The organism is Amycolatopsis pittospori (assembly GCF_013870525.1).
Classification (GTDB): domain Bacteria; phylum Actinomycetota; class Actinomycetes; order Mycobacteriales; family Pseudonocardiaceae; genus Amycolatopsis; species Amycolatopsis pittospori.
Map to the genome: position 1 here is coordinate 79409 of NZ_JACBXD010000027.1, position 14605 is coordinate 94013.

The window sequence follows — 14605 nt, forward strand, 5'->3', positions numbered from 1 at the left end:
GTTCATAGCACCCTGGACCGAGCGCGAACCGCTTCACGGAGGGCCACTGCACCGCTCAGCCCCAGCACCACCAGAGCGAGCCCCGACGTCACCGTCTCGACAGGCGAGGCCGCCAACGGCGAGACCCCGGCCAGCGACTCCGCCCCCACCACCGCGGTCAGCACGGCGTAAGCACCGATCGCCACCCACACCAGCCGCACGCGGCGACGCTCGGTCCAGTCCGCGAACCGCAGCAGCCAAGCGAGCCCCGGCACGACGAGGATCGCGTGCATCGCCACCGCGTGCAGCGGCTTCAGCGCGCCGGCGGTGGTGTAGGCGGCCTGCGGGTTCCCGCCCCGCGCCTCGACGACGCCACTCGCGATCATCGCCGCGCCCGCGCCGAGTGCCACCAGCAGCGCGATCAGCCCGAACCGCACCGCGAGCCGCATGCTCGGCGTCGTCTCCCCTTCGCCGCGCAGCGCCGCGGCTGTGAACGACACGGCGGTCAGGATGATCACGCCGCCACCCGCCGCGAGCGTCGTCGAGACCGCGTTGTCGAAGCCGGTCTCGAAGTTGAAATGCGACGGCACCCCGCGCCAGGCCTGCATGCTCACCAGCACCGTCTCGACGACACTCGCGCCGGTGAACACGCCGAGCAGCACGTTCCGCACGCGCGGCCGCACCGCGACGTACGACGTCGCCCAAGCGACGGTGACCAGTGTCAGCCCGAACGACAGGCCGAACGTCACCGCCTTGCGCATCGACAGCGGCCCGGTCCACGAACCGCCGGAGGCGACCAACAAGATCGTGTGCACCAGGCCGCTGAGAAACAGGAGCGTCCCCACGACGTAGGCGACGCGCTCGATCGGCCGTATCTCGTTCATACCGGAGAGTGTCTTGCGGATCGGCTCCCGAAGCGTCGTCCCTGAAGCGGCACCTCGAGTACGTCCGTCGACGTACCTGAGAGGCCCTCAGCGACGACCGCGGTAGAGACCGACGGTCTGTTAGCCTGGCCGCATCATGCCTCGCATCCTTTTCCGCGTCGCCGCGCTGATCGCCGTCCTCGCCCTGCTGTTCGGGGTCCCGTGGTGGACGATCGTCGGCGCCCCCGAACTCCCGGCCGCGCTCGAAGTCCTCGGCACCATCGTGTTCGCCGTCGCGGCGGTGGCCGTGCCCGCTTGCATGATCCTGGGCCACGGCCCGTTGCAGCGCGACGCGGCGGCCAAGGTAGGGGACCTCTCACTCGGCCTGATCTGGCTGCTGTTCTCGTTGTCGGTGCTCGGAAACGTACTGCGGCTCGTCCTCGCGCTGTCCGGAGTGGACAGTGCGGCGGGGATCGTTTCCGGCGTCGTCCTGGTGGCGTTCGCGGGACTGGCGGCGTACGGGATGGTCGAGGCGCGGCGCGTTCCCCGACTCAAGGAACTCGACGTCGTCATCCCCCGGCTCGGCGCCGGGCTCGACGGCCTCCGCTTCGCGATCATCACCGACACGCACTTCGGCCCGCTGAACCGGACGAAGTGGTCGGAGAAGGTCGTCGAGGTGGTGAACGAACTCGACGCCGACGTCGTCGCGCACGCGGGCGACCTCGCGGACGGTTCGGTCGCGAAGCGCCGGGTCCAGGTCGCGCCGCTCGGGAAGGTGCGCGCCAAACTCGGCAAGTTCTACATCACCGGCAACCACGAGTACTTCGGCGAGGCGCAGGCCTGGCTCGACCATATGCGCGACCTCGGCTGGGAGCCGCTGCACAACCGGCACGTACCCGTGAGCCTGAACGGCGACACGCTCGTCTTCGCCGGGATCGACGATCCCACCGGCACCGCTTCCGGCCTGCCCGGCCATGGTCCCGATCTCCCGGCCGCGCTCGACGGCGTCGCCGCGAGCACCCCCGTCGTCCTGCTCGCCCACCAGCCGAAGCAGGTCAAGCAGGCCGCCGAGGCCGGTATCGACCTCCAGATCTCCGGGCACACCCACGGCGGCCAGATCTGGCCGTTCCATCTCCTGGTCCGGCTCGATCAGCCGGTGCTGGCCGGACTTTCGCGCCACGGCGAGCGCACGCAGCTCTACACCAGCCGCGGCACCGGCTTCTGGGGACCGCCGCTGCGCGTCTTCGCACCGAGCGAGATCACCCTCCTGACCTTGCGAAACAGCAAGTAGCCCTCCACCGAGGGGCAAGTCGAATGTGGCGTGGCCGGGTCTCTGCCGTGAAGTCTGCGTCCCCGCAGGAGGTCTTCGCGGCGCGGCGCAAGTTCCCGGGGCCACGAAGGGCTCCTTGTCTACTCTGAGGCGGTGAAGGTCTCCTTCGCGGACCCGTCAGCCGACATGACACGTTTGCGCCACCCCTCGGTCCAGCGCGGGTCTACCGGCGAGACGGTGTTGCGAAAGCCACTTTCGCAACGTTCAAGGTTGCGAAAGTGGCTTTCGCAACCCTTCACCCGGGCCGGCGCCAGAGGACGAACGCGCCACATTTGACTTACCCCTCCAGGTGCGACGCCTTCGGCCCCGCACCGGATCCTACCGACAAATTTTTTTGTCTTGACAACTTGAGAGTTCGGGGCGAGAGTGGTGCCAACGCATCCCGCTCCGAAAGGCCGAAACGATGACCATCGCCGCCACCCGAATCCCCGTCGCCGCCCCGGCCCGCGCCCTGCTCGCCGGTGGCGCGGTCGCCGGCCCCCTGTACTTCCTGATCTCGCTCACCCAGGCCGCGGTCCGCGACGGCTTCGATATGACGAAGCACCCGGCGAGCATGTTGAGCAACGGCGACGCCGGCTGGATCCAGGTGGCGAACTTCCTGGTCACCGGGGTCCTGACGATCGCCGGGGCGATCGGCCTGAGCCGAGTGCTCGAACCGGGGAGAGGGAGTTTCTGGGGACCACGGCTACTGGGTCTCTTCGGCGTCAGCCTGCTCTTCGCCGCGGTCTTCAAAGCCGACCCAGGCAACGGCTTCCCCGCGGGGACCGGCCCGGCGACGCTCAGCACCGGAGGGATCCTGCACATGGCCGCCGGCTCGGTCGGCTTCCTCTCGCTGATCGTCGCGACCTTCGTGTTCGCGAGCCGCTTCTCGCGTGAAGGTCACCGCGGCTGGGCCGTCTACTCCCGTGCCACCGGCATCGCGTTCTTCGCCGCCTTCGCCGGAATCAGTTCCGGTAACGCGAACGCCGTCGTGATGCTCGCGTTCTGGGCCGCCGTGATGCTGGCCTGGGGCTGGGTCACCGCCGTCATCATCCGTTTCACTCGCTAGCCCCGATCGAGGAGAATCCCGCCATGAGCACCGTGACCTCGCAAGACGGCACCACCATCGCCTACACCCGCACCGGCTCCGGCCCCGCCGTCATCCTCGTCGACGGCGCCATGTGCCACCGCGGGTTCGGCCCCGCCGAACCACTGGCCGCCGAACTGGCCGGGCACTTCACCGTCTACACCTACGACCGCCGCGGCCGCGGGGAGAGCGGCGACACCGAACCGTTCTCGATCGCCCGCGAGGTCGAGGACATCGACGCGCTGATCAAGGAAGCCGGTGGGAGCGCCCACGTCTACGGCATCTCGTCCGGTGCGGCCCTCGCCCTCGAAGCCGCGAACGCCGGGCTCGCGATCACCAAACTGGCGGTGTACGAATTCCCGCTGGTCGTCGACGACACCCGCCCGCCGGTTCCGGCCGACTACACCGAACGGCTGGAGAAGGCCATCGCCACCGGACGTCCCGGCGACGCGATCAAGACGTTCATGCGCGAAGGCGTCCGCGTTCCGGCGCCGGTCGTGTTCATGATGCGGTTCATGCCCGCCTGGCCGAAGCTGAAGAAGACCGCGCCGACCCTGCGCTACGACGCCGCGTTGTTCGACGGCCTGCACGACGGCACACCGCTGCCCGAGGGCCGGTGGTCGGGCGTCTCCGTGCCGACGCTGGTCATGGACGGCGGCAAGAGCCCGGCCTGGATCCGCAACGGTGTCGCCGCGCTGACGAAGGCCGTCCCCGGCGCCGAGCACAAGACGATCGAGGGCCAGACACATATGCTCAAGCCGAAGGCGGTGGCCCCGGTACTGATCGAGTACTTCACCGAATGACCGGAGTTTTAGGGGCCGAAGCACCGGCGATAGGGGTTTCGCCGAAGAAAGATCCGAGGCAAGCTCAGATTCGCGTCGCCCCTTCGAGGCCACGCGCCAAGACAGACGACGAAGGGAAGATCGGGTGACCGGGAACGACGGCGACAACGGCCTCTGGGTCCGGCGATTCCACCCCTCGGACAACGCGCCGTACCAAGTCGTCTGCTTCCCGCACGCCGGCGGATCGGCGAGCTATTTCTTCCCGGTGTCCAAAGCTCTGACCGGGACCGCCGACGTACTCGCGATCCAGTATCCGGGGCGCCAGGATCGGCGGACCGAAAAAGGGATCGACTCCATCACCGAGCTCGCCGACGCCGTGACCGGGGCACTGCGGCCCTGGCTGACCAGGCCGACGGTGCTGTTCGGCCACAGCATGGGCGCCAGCCTCGGCTACGAGGTCGCCCGGCGGCTCGAGCAGGAGGGCACGGTGCCGCTCGCGCTGTTCGTCTCCGGCCGCGTGGCGCCCTGCCGTGCCCGCGACGAAACCGTGCACCTTCGGGACGACGCGGGCCTGATCGACGCGGTCAAGGCGCTCAGCGGCACCGACCCCCAGATCTTCGGCGACGAAGAGCTGCTACGCATGGTCCTGCCCGCGCTGCGGACCGACTACACCGCGGCCGAGACCTACCGCTATGAGGCGGGCCCGCTGCTCAAAGCACCGATCCACGCGCACCTCGGTGACAGCGACCCCAAGGCGTCGATCGACGAAGTCAGCGACTGGGAGAAGCACACCAACGGGGAGTTCACCCTGCGGACCTACCCCGGCGGGCACTTCTACCTCAACACCCACGCCCCGAAGGTCATCGAGGCCATCGCGAAGGTAGTGACCCCGGCCTGAGCGTGGCGGCGGAACCGGCCCGTCGCGTCGAGCGCGACGGACCGGTTCCGCCGTACTCAGCAGGCTCCGGCTTCCTCACCCGTGTAGCTCAGCACGCGATAGTCGGTCGTCGAGCCCAACGCGGTCGCCTGACCGGCCGCCACGCAGTCCGTCCGGACGAGGTTCTTGAACGCCCCGCCGTAGGTGAGCTTGTAGACCTTGACCGACCGCGAGGAGCCCGCACAGTTCCCCCACGCGTAATCGCGGGCGAACTCTCCACCCGGACGCGGACTCCAGTGGTCGCCACAAGTCACCGACGCGGTGGCCACGGCCGGACTCGCCACGGCGACCGGCAGCGCCAGCGCCGACAGGCCGAGCAGCAGCACGGACAGTTTCCGATTCATATTCTCTCCCAGTTCGTCGACGAAATCGAATAACGTCGCGATAAATGACCTGAACCCCAGGCAAGAGAACTTTATCAGCAGCCCGTACCACTAAAACCCCTATTTCAACCCCTAACCACGCCCCTGCTTCCCATTCATTTCGCCATTGGCGGCGCAAATACTTGACAGCTCCGCCGACCCCCAGCACGATGAGATCCAGGACACAGCGTGGGATCCCCGCCACGTCCTCGACCTTTCCTTTCACGCCGGAGCTTTTCACGCCGTAGACCAGAACCTTCGTGGTACCGGCACGACCAAGGGAGTTCACTGATGGCGCATATCAAAGTCGATCTGGTCGGCGGGCCGGAACAGTTGCCTCCGCCGGGGAATTTCCGCGAGGTGGAGGACGGGACCGAACACCTGAAGATCACCGTGGGGGGCGGGTACGAACACTTCACCCACGATGGTGAATTCCAGCGGAGAGGCACCGAGGACGTCGCGATCTTCCGCTGGACCGGACGCACCAAAATCGCGGAATAGGCATGGCCGCATGTCGTGCGTGTGCTGGATCGTCCCGCGTATCCAGAACACGCACGACCCCGGGTTACCGGGATGGGGTGTCGTCGACGGTGAGCCGCCCCGTACGGCGGAGCCAGAGCTCCAGGGGAAGCGTCACGAGCGGAGGGATCGCCGCCAGAACGGCGATGATCGTGACCCGACGGCTCCACCGGAGGCCGACCGCGGTGGCGATGGTGATGATCAGGTAGGCGATGAAGGCGATGCCGTGCAGCATGCCGAAGATCCGGACACCCAGTTCGGTGGTTTCGGTGACGTACTTGAGGAACATGCCTACGAGCAGGCCTGCCCACGTGGCCGCTTCGACGATGGCGATCGCGGCGAACACCTTTCCGGTACGGGCCATCGGACGAGTGCTGACATCGGTGTCGGTGGTCATGGTCGAATTCTGCCCGCGGCGGGCCGGTTCGTCACCTATCGCGCGGCGGGGCCGCACTCGGCGAACTACCTCCCCGAACCAGCTCCCGCGCCGCCCCGCTCCCGTCGGCCGGAACCGCCCAGATCCCCGACTCCAGCCCGTAAGCCACCGTCGAGTCGTCGAGCCACGCGGCCTGGTCGTCCACGCTCCGCGTCTCGGCCAGCAGCGTCTCCTTGCCGGAAGCCAGATCGAGGACGGCCAGCCGCCACGGAGCCGCTAGATCGGCGGAAACCCGCTTCTTGAAAGCGACCCGCTTCCCGTCCGGGGAGAGCGACGGGCATTCGACGTTCTCCCGGATCGCCGTCGCGCTGTACTTCTCGTAGTCCGCCTCGACGAGGTACGTCTTCCCCTTCGTCCCCATGGTCGCGTAGAACCGCTTGCCGTCGGGGGCGAACGTGATCCCCCAGAAGTTCACGTCGGAGGAGTAGTAGCGCTTGCCGTCGAGGGTCACCGTCATCTCTTCGATGCTCTTCAACAGCTGCCCGCTCGCGAGGTCGAGGATGCCGGCGCGCGTCGAGAACCCGGTGGCCGCGTAGGAATCCCCGGAGACGAACAGCGTCCAGTAGACGAGTTCGCCGTCCGGCGAGACCCGGCCGCGGCTGGGTGTACCGGGCAGTTCGACCCGGCGGATCTCGTTCAGATCCTTGTCCAGCACGATGACGTCGGTCATCGGCGGCAGTACGCCGGGCTGCGCGGCCAGACAGAGCGCCGTCCCCGCCGAGGCGGCGAACCGATCGCAGCTGAGTCCGGACACCTTCCTCGGCTCGCCGGGCGAAGCCACCGGCACCGTGGCGAGACGGCCGAAATCGGGGCCTTCGGCGGTGTTACGGAACAGGAGTTGCCCCTTCTCCTGTACCGAAACCGGCTGTCCGGACACTACGGCCACGGAGTTGACGTCCGAACCGCGGTCCCGCGAGAAGATCCCGTATCCGACGGCCGCCGCGACCAGCACGACGACCGCCGCGACCACACCGAGCACCCGGGCCTTCACGCGCTCGTCCTCAGCGGACGGAGGATGGCGGCCGCGACGATCACGACGACCAGCGCGCCGGCGGCCACCAGGACCGCCGCGTGCAGGTCCCACGTGGTCCACGCGAGTCCGAAAAGGACGGACGCGACCATCCGCGTCGTCGCCTGTCCGGTCTGCACCAGGGCCAGCCCGCTCGCGCGCTGGTGTTCGGGCAGCAGCGGACCGGCGGCGGCCATCAGGACACCGTCGGTGGCGGCGTAGAAGACGCCATGCAGCACCAGGGCCAGTACCGCGAGCACCCCGCCGTCCACCGGTCCGAGCAGCGCCAGTAACGCGGCGACCAGCGCGACATGCCCGGCGAGGAAGACCTTCCACCGGCCGACGCGGTCGGAGAGCCTGCCCAACGGCACGGCCAGCACCAGGTAGACACCCGCGGTCCCCAAGGGCAGCAAGGGAAAGAAGACGGCGCCGAGTTCCCAGCGGCGTTGCAGGACGAGGTACAGGAACGAGTCGCTGAGCGTCACCAGGCCCAGCAACGCCGCCCAGACACAGATCCGGCGGAACGACGCCTGCCGGATCAGGCCCGCGGTCTCCCGCAGCGAGATCTTGGGCCGCTCGCTCCCCGGGCCGGGCCGATGGTCCTTGACCAGCAGGACCAGGATGATCACGCCGATCGCGGCGATGCAGAAACTGGTGAAGAACACCGAGTCGTAGCTGCCGAGGCTGAGCCACAGCACGGCCATCGCGACCAGGGGGCCGAGAAAAGCGCCGAAGGTGTCCATCGCCCGGTGCACGCCGAACGCGCGGCCGAGGTGGGCGGGGTCGCTGCTCAAGGTGATGAGCGCGTCCCGGGGTGCGGTCCGGACGCCTTTGCCGGTGCGGTCGGCGGCGAGCACCGCGCCGATCGCGACGGTGGACGAACCCGCGATCATCAGGCCGATCTTGCCCAGCGCCGAAAGGCCGTAACCGAAGCAGGCGACCGCTTTCAGCCGCCCCCACCGGTCGGCGACATGTCCGCCGACGAGCCGGACCAGCGCGGTGACACCGGAGTAGAGGCCGTCGAGCACGCCGAACTGCAGCGGGCTCAAGCCGAGACCGAGGACGAGGTAGAGCGGGAGGACCGCGGTCACCATCTCCGACGAGATGTCGGTGACCAGGCTGACCAGGCCGAGCGCGACGACGTTCCCGGTCACGGCGCGTTTCACGCCGCTCTTCGGGACCTCCGCCGCGGTGTCCGCTCCCCTGCTCGTGGCTATGTACATGGGAGACCTCCAACGCCGCGAGGAGGTGCCGGGCCGCGGTGCACACGAGCCGCGACCCGGCACCTGATCACGGGGATCAGTGGCAGGTGTAGGTGGGAGAGGTGTCGATGGTCTTGCCGTCGAGGCCGATCAACTGCGTCGAGAACGCGTTGTCCGACATGTTCAGCTTGAGCACACCGAAGGTCGAGATGGCCTTCGCCGTGGCCGGGTGTTCGGTCTTGACCGGGTACAGCGTCATCCCGCCACCCCCGCCGATGATCTGCACGGGCCCGTTCGCGTCCTTCTGACCGCTGGCGTTCTGCGGGAAGAACCGCTCGTAGTGGTGGTCGTGCCCGTTGAGCACCAGGTCCACCTTGCTCTGCACCATGGTCTGCCAGAGCGTGGCCATCTTCGGATTGTCACCGTGGTCACCCGAGGTGTAGCGCGGGTGGTGGTAGTACGCGGCGACGCAGGGCTTGGTGTTCTTCGCCAGGTCCTGTTTGATCCAGTTCAGCTGCTCGTCGCTGACGGCGTTCGCGGCCAGCCCGGGCGAGAACTCCGTGCTGTCGATGGCCACGAAGTGCCAGTTGCCCATTTCCCAGCTGTAGTAGGTCTTCCCGTTCGGCGTCGCGATGTTGCCGAAGTACTTCTTGTAGGCGCCCAGCGGGGTGTGGTCGTAGGTCTCGTGGTTGCCGGGGACCGGGTGCATGATGTTCTTGTACTTGCCCCAGGTCTTGTCGAAGTAGTTCGTGAAGTCCTCGATGTGGGCGTCGTCGTACTGGTTGTCGCCCATGGTGATCACCGCGGCCGGGTTGATCTGCCCGACCAGGTTGGCGGTCTTCGGGTGGATGCACGACGACGAGGACGCGGTGCACTGGTCCGCGATGTCCCCCGCCGCGGCCAGCACGAACGACGAACCGCCGCCGGCCTGCGTGGTCGCCTGGATCTGGTTGCTGGCGGCCGAAGTGTTGCCGGCACCGTCCTTCGCGCGGACGGTGTAGGTGTACGCGGTCGCCGCGGTCAAACCGGTGTCGGTATAGGAAGCGCTTTCCGAAGTGCCGACGACCTGCCCGTTGCGCAGCACTTCGTAGGCGCTGACGCCGACGTTGTCCGTCGAAGCGGTCCACGTCAGGTCCACGGTGGACGAAGTGAGCGCGCCGGCCTTCAGGTTCGTCGGCGCGGTGGGCGCCTGCGTGTCGCCGGACGAGTCCGACGTCCCGTAAACCTGCATCTCCCAAAGGGAGTAGCCGTAGCTGGTGGCACGTTTGGTCGCGACCAGGCGCAGGTACCGGCCGCGGGCGGACAGACCGGTGAGGTCGTCGGTTCCGCCGTTGCCGTTGGTGACGGACTTGACCGAGGTCCACGCCGAGCCGTCGTTGGAGACTTCCAGCTTGTACGCGGTGGCGTACGCCGCTTCCCAGTTCAGCTTGACCCGGTTGACCGCGGAGGGTCCTCCGAGGTCGACGCGGATGAACTGCGGGTCCGCGCCTTCGGCGCTCGCCCAGCGGGTACCGGTCTTACCGTCGACGGCCAGCGGGCCGCCGTACTCGGCGGACTCCACCGAGGAGACCAGGACAGGTTTTCCTTGGGACAAAAGAACATCGGCGGCCTGCGCGTTGCCGCTGAGCAGCGTCGGCAACAGGATGACGGCCGCGCCTAAGGGCAGTAGTCGGGTTCGGGCCTTCACATCGATCTCCCCGGGAATCCGTGGCGGCGGGTTGAGAGGGACGGGTGCGCGGCGTTCACTTTCAGGACACAATTCGTTTGGTAACTTTCCTAACGAATGCGTACGGTAATCCGTGCCACTCAGCGAGTCAAGACGTAGACTCGTCCTATGACCGGCGCCTTGATCTTCGACTTCGACGGAACGCTGGTCGACACGGAGGCCGCCGTCCTCGTGGCCTGGCAAGAGACCTTTCGCGCCCGTGGCGGCGAACTCCCCCTCGACGTCTGGCACACCGTGATCGGTACGCAGAACACCGCCACCGCGATGTTCGAGTTACTGGCGGAGGACGACCAAGAACTGGACAGGCTCGCGATCCGCACCGGCGTCCGCGCACGGGTCACCGAACTGCTGGAATCCGAGGGACCGCGCCCCGGCGTGCAGGAGTATCTCGACGACGCGAAGGAGCGCGGACTCCGGCTCGCCATCGCGTCCAGTTCGACCGGCGACTGGGTCACCACACATCTGAAGCGGCTGGGCCTGACGGACGCCTTCGAGGCCGTCCTCACCGGCGACCTCCACGAGGCGAAGCCGAGCCCGGACACCTATCTGGCCGCGCTCGCGGCACTGGACCTTCCGGCCACCGAAGCGATCGCGTTCGAAGACTCGCCGCACGGCGTCACCGCCGCGAAGGCGGCCGGGCTGACCTGCGTCGCGGTACCGAACCCGATCACCGCGGTCCTGAACTTCGACCACGCCGATCTCGTCCTCGGCTCGCTCGCCGACAAACCCCTGGGCGAATTGCTGAGGGGAGGCACACGTGTCGCGTCTCGGCCGAGGCGGTGACCTGGGCGGCGCACTCTCGTGCGCAGAGACGGATCTCGCGTGCTTGAAGACGGATCTCGCGGATCGGCGCCGTACACCCCGAGTGCGGTGACCAAGCACGCGAGTCACGTCTCCGGGCACACGAGATCCGGGCCCAAGCACGCGAAACACGCCTCCGCCCCTCGTTACCCAGGGCGAACTGACCCACGGGGCCTTGCTCTGGGCGAATTACTCAGCCGTTGAGCAGATCCCCCAGCCGGGCGAGGAACGGACGCTGCCCCTTGAGTAGTTTCTCCTCCGCTTCGGCGAGCCCGAACCAGGCGGCCCTGTCGACCTCCGGGAACTCCTGCGTCCGGCCCGATCGCGGCGGCCACTCCATCTCGAAGGTGCCCGGCACGACCTGAGCCGGGTCGAGGTCGCCCTCCACCGCCCAGACGGTGACGACCTTGCCTCCGGACTGCTTCACCTCGCCGAGCGGGAGGTACTCCCCCTCCGGCGCCGGCAACCCCAGTTCCTCCTGGAACTCGCGCCGCGCCGCCGCCTCCGGCGTCTCGTCCGGCTCGTACTCGCCCTTGGGCACAGACCAGCCGCCCGCGTCCTTCTTCGCCCAGAACGGTCCGCCCATATGCCCGAGCAGTACCTCGGTCACCTCGCCCGACCTGCGGAAAAGCAGAATCCCGGCACTCGTTTTACCCGCCACGCCGTCCAGTGTGCCCTTGCTCCGATCGAGTGATGTGACCGCCTCGCGAAAAAAAGTTCCGGACGGATGTCGATCCGTGTCGTGCTCGTACGACGCGTTAGCAGAAGCCGCCCGACAGACAGACTTTCCCGGAAGGACCGGAACCATGACGCAGACCATCACCTCCGCCGAGACCACCGCCACCACGACCGCCGCCACCCCGCGGGCCGCCAAGGCCCAGGGCGCGATCCAGTCCGCCGTGCGGATCGTCGTGTCGTTCCTCTTCCTCTGCCACGGTTTGCAGGGATTCGGATTCTTCGGTGGCGTCGACGGAGCCGGCGGCTCGGTCGAACTCGGCTCCTGGCCCGGCTGGTACGGCAGCGTGATCGAGGTGGTCGGCGCCGCGCTGGTTCTGGTCGGCCTGTTCACCCGCCCGGTCGCGGTGCTCCTCTCCGGCGTCATGGCCTACGCCTACTTCACCGTCCACGCTCCGGAGGGACTGCTGCCGCTGCAGAACATGGGCGAGCTGTCCACCCTTTACTGCTGGATCTTCCTGCTGATCGCCGCCGTCGGCCCGGGCACGTTCGCCCTCGACACACTGCGCCGCCGCCGCTGATCAAGGAACAAAAGCTCTCTTTCCTGGAATGACTCCAGGGAAGAGAGCTTTTTCGCGTTCTCATCCATTGCGGCGTTGTTAAATTCGGACATACCAAGGAATTACCCCCCGAAAGAAAGTTCCCTACCGATGGGGGTATCCGGCATCCTCAATCACATCAATGGTTTAGACCACCTTGAGCCGGAAGGATGCGTCATGACCCAGACAGCCACCGCCACGACCACCGAGATCGACCCGACCTCCGCCAAGTGGCAAGGCCTGGCCCTCTCCGTCGTCCGCGTAGTGGTCGCGTTCCTGTTCCTCTGCCACGGCCTGCAGAAGATGGGCTTCTTCGACAAGCCCGCCGCCCCGTTCGGCACCTGGCCGGGCTGGTACGCCGGAGTGATCGAACTGGTGGGCTCGCTGCTCATCCTGGTGGGCCTGTTCACCCGCCCGGTCGCGGTTCTGCTCTCCGGCACGATGGCCTACGCGTACTTCGTCGTCCACCAGCCCGACGCTCTGCTTCCACTGCAGAACAAGGGCGAGACGGCCGCCCTGTACTCGTGGGTCTTCCTGCTGTTCGCGGTCGTGGGACCGGGCACCTACGCGCTCGACACCCTGCGTCGGCGCCGGAAGTCCTGAGCCCCCACCGATGCCATGAACGGCCCGTTACTTGCAAAATTTGCAAGTAACGGGCCGTTCATAGCACGGTCGGAAGGCGTCAGCGGCCCTGTGGCAACCCGGCGGCGAGGTCGGACAGCGCGAGCACGTGCTCCATCAGCACGGTCAGCACCTGCTTCGTCGACTCGCGTTCCCGCGCGTCGCACAGCAGCAGCGGGACGTCCATGCTGACGTCGAGCGCCTGCCGGACCTCTTCGGTGCCGTAGCGGTACGCGTTGTCGAAGCAGTTGACGGCGACGACGAACGGCAGTCCGCGGCGTTCGAAGAAGTCGACGGCCGCGAAGCAGCTGTCGAGCCGTCTGGTGTCGGCGAGCACGACGGCGCCGAGAGCTCCTTCGGCGAGCTCGTCCCACATGAACCAGAACCGGTCCTGCCCGGGCGTGCCGAACAGGTACAGGATCAGCTCGGGGTTGATGGTGATGCGGCCGAAGTCGAGGGCGACCGTGGTGGTCGTCTTCTTCTCGACACCGGTGAGGTCGTCGACGCCCTCGGACGCCGCGGTGATGACCTCCTCGGTGCGCAGCGGGGGAACCTCGCTGACCGAACCGACCATCGTGGTCTTACCGACCCCGAACCCGCCGGCGATGAGGACCTTGACCGCGTTCGCGGTCAAGGATCGCCTGGGCTCAGAGTTTCCGGATGCCATCAAGAACCGCCTGGAGTACGTGTTTGTTGGGGGTGTCGGTGACCGGTGTCGCGGTACGGAACAGCACGAGGTTCTGTTCGATGAGGTCGCTCAGCAGCACCTTGACCACCGGTAGCGGCAGATCGATGCGTGCGGCGACCTCCGCGACCGAGGTCGGTCTCTGGCACAGGTTGAGGATCCGCCCGTACTCCGGTTCGAAGCCGGCGACCTCGTGCGCGGTGCGCATGGCGACCACCAGGGTGATCAGATCGAGGCCGAGCGTGTCCGAGCGGGTGCGCCCGCCCGTGACGGCGTAGGACCGGACCAGCGGCCCGGCGTCCTCCTCGAACCAGGACTCGTGCCGCCCGCTCATGGCGACAGAGGAGTCGCGGCGCGGGGCGCCGAGGTGAGTACCGCTCCGACCCGCTTGACCATCAGGTTCATCTCATAGGCCACGAGGCCCATGTCCGCGTCTTCCTTCGCCAGCAGCGCGAGGCACGCGCCGCGGCCCGCCGCGGTGACGAACAGGAAGGCGTGGTCCATCTCGACCATGGTCTGGCGGACGTTGCCGCCGCCGAAGTGCCGTCCCGTGCCCCGCGCGAGGCTCTGGAACGCCGACGCCACCGCGGACAGGTGCTCGCCGTCCTGCTCCGACAGGTTGCCGGACCGTCCGATGAGCAGGCCGTCGGAAGACAGGACTACCGCCCGGTCCGCACCGCTCACCCGCTTGACCAGGTCATCCAGCAACCAGTCGAGTTCACTGACTCCTGCGTTGGCCATCTAGTCACGATCTCCGTACATGTCGAGGTCGGTGTAGTCGTCCGTGGGTTCGGTGTCCCGGCCGCGGCGCGTGCCCTGCTGGAACGCGGCGAGGCGATTCCTGGCCAGTTCGGGGGTGTCCTCGCGGACCTCCTCGCGCTGGGCGGCAGGCCGGTCCTCCATCAACTGGGGGACCAGGTTCGTCTGACGGCGGCGCTGCGGCAGCGGTGGCCTGCCGGGCGCCTCGGGGCCCGGTCGCCGGGTCTGCGGCGGACGGACGTCCTGCGGGACTT

Annotated in this window: 18 protein-coding genes and 1 pseudogene; 8 read left to right on the plus strand and 11 right to left on the minus strand. The window is 67.7% G+C overall.

Annotated features, from left to right (window positions below; genetic code table 11):
- Positions 1 to 2 precede the first annotated feature (2 nt).
- Positions 3 to 863 carry a hypothetical protein gene (locus tag H5J31_RS17610; RefSeq protein ID WP_181773666.1) on the minus strand — a complete coding sequence of 287 codons (861 nt, stop codon included), beginning with the start codon at positions 861 to 863 and terminating at the stop codon, positions 3 to 5.
- Between the two features lie 136 nt (positions 864 to 999).
- Between H5J31_RS17610 and H5J31_RS17615 the strand changes: the two genes are divergently transcribed.
- From H5J31_RS17615 to H5J31_RS17630, 4 genes are all read left to right on the plus strand, one after another.
- Positions 1000 to 2133: a metallophosphoesterase gene (locus tag H5J31_RS17615; protein WP_181773667.1), complete on the plus strand. Its 1134-nt coding sequence runs from the start codon at positions 1000 to 1002 to the stop codon at positions 2131 to 2133.
- Between the two features lie 442 nt (positions 2134 to 2575).
- Positions 2576 to 3220, plus strand: coding sequence for a DUF998 domain-containing protein (locus H5J31_RS17620; protein WP_181773668.1), 645 nt, complete (start codon positions 2576 to 2578; stop codon positions 3218 to 3220).
- A 23-nt stretch (positions 3221 to 3243) separates the two neighbouring features.
- Complete coding sequence (locus H5J31_RS17625) at positions 3244 to 4041, plus strand: alpha/beta fold hydrolase (RefSeq protein WP_181773669.1); 798 nt, start codon at positions 3244 to 3246, stop codon at positions 4039 to 4041.
- A 124-nt stretch (positions 4042 to 4165) separates the two neighbouring features.
- A complete protein-coding gene (locus H5J31_RS17630) occupies positions 4166 to 4918 on the plus strand; it encodes a thioesterase II family protein (protein WP_181773670.1) in 753 nt (250 codons plus the stop codon).
- A 56-nt stretch (positions 4919 to 4974) separates the two neighbouring features.
- Here H5J31_RS17630 and H5J31_RS17635 read toward each other — a convergent pair whose 3' ends face one another.
- Positions 4975 to 5301: a hypothetical protein gene (locus tag H5J31_RS17635; RefSeq protein ID WP_181773671.1), complete on the minus strand. Its 327-nt coding sequence runs from the start codon at positions 5299 to 5301 to the stop codon at positions 4975 to 4977.
- 309 nt (positions 5302 to 5610) lie between these two features.
- Here H5J31_RS17635 and H5J31_RS17640 point away from each other — a divergent pair, with 309 nt between their 5' ends.
- Positions 5611 to 5820 carry a DUF5988 family protein gene (locus H5J31_RS17640; RefSeq protein ID WP_181773672.1) on the plus strand — a complete coding sequence of 70 codons (210 nt, stop codon included), beginning with the start codon at positions 5611 to 5613 and terminating at the stop codon, positions 5818 to 5820.
- Positions 5821 to 5884: 64 nt separating this feature from the next.
- Here the strand turns inward: H5J31_RS17640 and H5J31_RS17645 are convergent, their stop codons facing one another.
- From H5J31_RS17645 to H5J31_RS17660, 4 genes are all read right to left on the minus strand, one after another.
- The gene (locus tag H5J31_RS17645; RefSeq protein ID WP_181773673.1) at positions 5885 to 6235 is read right to left on the minus strand and encodes a DUF3817 domain-containing protein; all 351 of its coding nucleotides are present in this window, start codon (positions 6233 to 6235) and stop codon (positions 5885 to 5887) included.
- A gap of 31 nt (positions 6236 to 6266) precedes the next feature.
- Positions 6267 to 7265, minus strand: a complete 999-nt coding sequence (locus H5J31_RS17650; RefSeq protein WP_181773674.1) for a TolB-like translocation protein — start codon at positions 7263 to 7265, stop codon at positions 6267 to 6269.
- Positions 7262 to 8506, minus strand: a complete 1245-nt coding sequence (locus H5J31_RS17655) for an MFS transporter (protein WP_181773675.1) — start codon at positions 8504 to 8506, stop codon at positions 7262 to 7264. Before H5J31_RS17655 ends, H5J31_RS17650 begins: the two co-directional genes overlap by 4 nt.
- A 76-nt stretch (positions 8507 to 8582) precedes the next feature.
- Entirely contained in the window at positions 8583 to 10172 is a 1590-nt protein-coding gene (locus H5J31_RS17660) for a discoidin domain-containing protein (protein ID WP_328701523.1), read from the minus strand.
- A 147-nt stretch (positions 10173 to 10319) separates the two neighbouring features.
- Between H5J31_RS17660 and H5J31_RS17665 the strand changes: the two genes are divergently transcribed.
- Positions 10320 to 10994: an HAD family hydrolase gene (locus H5J31_RS17665; protein ID WP_181773676.1), complete on the plus strand. Its 675-nt coding sequence runs from the start codon at positions 10320 to 10322 to the stop codon at positions 10992 to 10994.
- A gap of 211 nt (positions 10995 to 11205) precedes the next feature.
- Here the strand turns inward: H5J31_RS17665 and H5J31_RS17670 are convergent, their stop codons facing one another.
- Complete coding sequence (locus tag H5J31_RS17670) at positions 11206 to 11673, minus strand: NUDIX domain-containing protein (RefSeq protein ID WP_181773677.1); 468 nt, start codon at positions 11671 to 11673, stop codon at positions 11206 to 11208.
- 145 nt (positions 11674 to 11818) lie between these two features.
- Between H5J31_RS17670 and H5J31_RS17675 the strand changes: the two genes are divergently transcribed.
- Together H5J31_RS17675 and H5J31_RS17680 are read left to right on the plus strand one after the other, a co-directional pair.
- Positions 11819 to 12268 carry a DoxX family protein gene (locus H5J31_RS17675; protein ID WP_181773678.1) on the plus strand — a complete coding sequence of 150 codons (450 nt, stop codon included), beginning with the start codon at positions 11819 to 11821 and terminating at the stop codon, positions 12266 to 12268.
- A gap of 195 nt (positions 12269 to 12463) precedes the next feature.
- Complete coding sequence (locus H5J31_RS17680; RefSeq protein WP_181773679.1) at positions 12464 to 12889, plus strand: DoxX family protein; 426 nt, start codon at positions 12464 to 12466, stop codon at positions 12887 to 12889.
- A 79-nt stretch (positions 12890 to 12968) separates the two neighbouring features.
- Here the strand turns inward: H5J31_RS17680 and H5J31_RS17685 are convergent, their stop codons facing one another.
- The 4 genes and pseudogenes from H5J31_RS17685 to H5J31_RS17700 form a co-directional block, all read right to left on the minus strand.
- Positions 12969 to 13574: a GTP-binding protein gene (locus H5J31_RS17685; RefSeq protein WP_125785033.1), complete on the minus strand. Its 606-nt coding sequence runs from the start codon at positions 13572 to 13574 to the stop codon at positions 12969 to 12971.
- Complete coding sequence (locus H5J31_RS17690; RefSeq protein WP_181773680.1) at positions 13555 to 13926, minus strand: DUF742 domain-containing protein; 372 nt, start codon at positions 13924 to 13926, stop codon at positions 13555 to 13557. The genes H5J31_RS17685 and H5J31_RS17690 overlap by 20 nt, the downstream gene beginning before the upstream one ends.
- Positions 13923 to 14333 (minus strand): roadblock/LC7 domain-containing protein, encoded by a 411-nt coding sequence (locus H5J31_RS17695; protein WP_181773681.1) that lies wholly within the window; start codon positions 14331 to 14333, stop codon positions 13923 to 13925. Before H5J31_RS17695 ends, H5J31_RS17690 begins: the two co-directional genes overlap by 4 nt.
- A pseudogene (locus H5J31_RS17700) lies at positions 14334 to 14605 on the minus strand (histidine kinase); the annotation flags it as partial.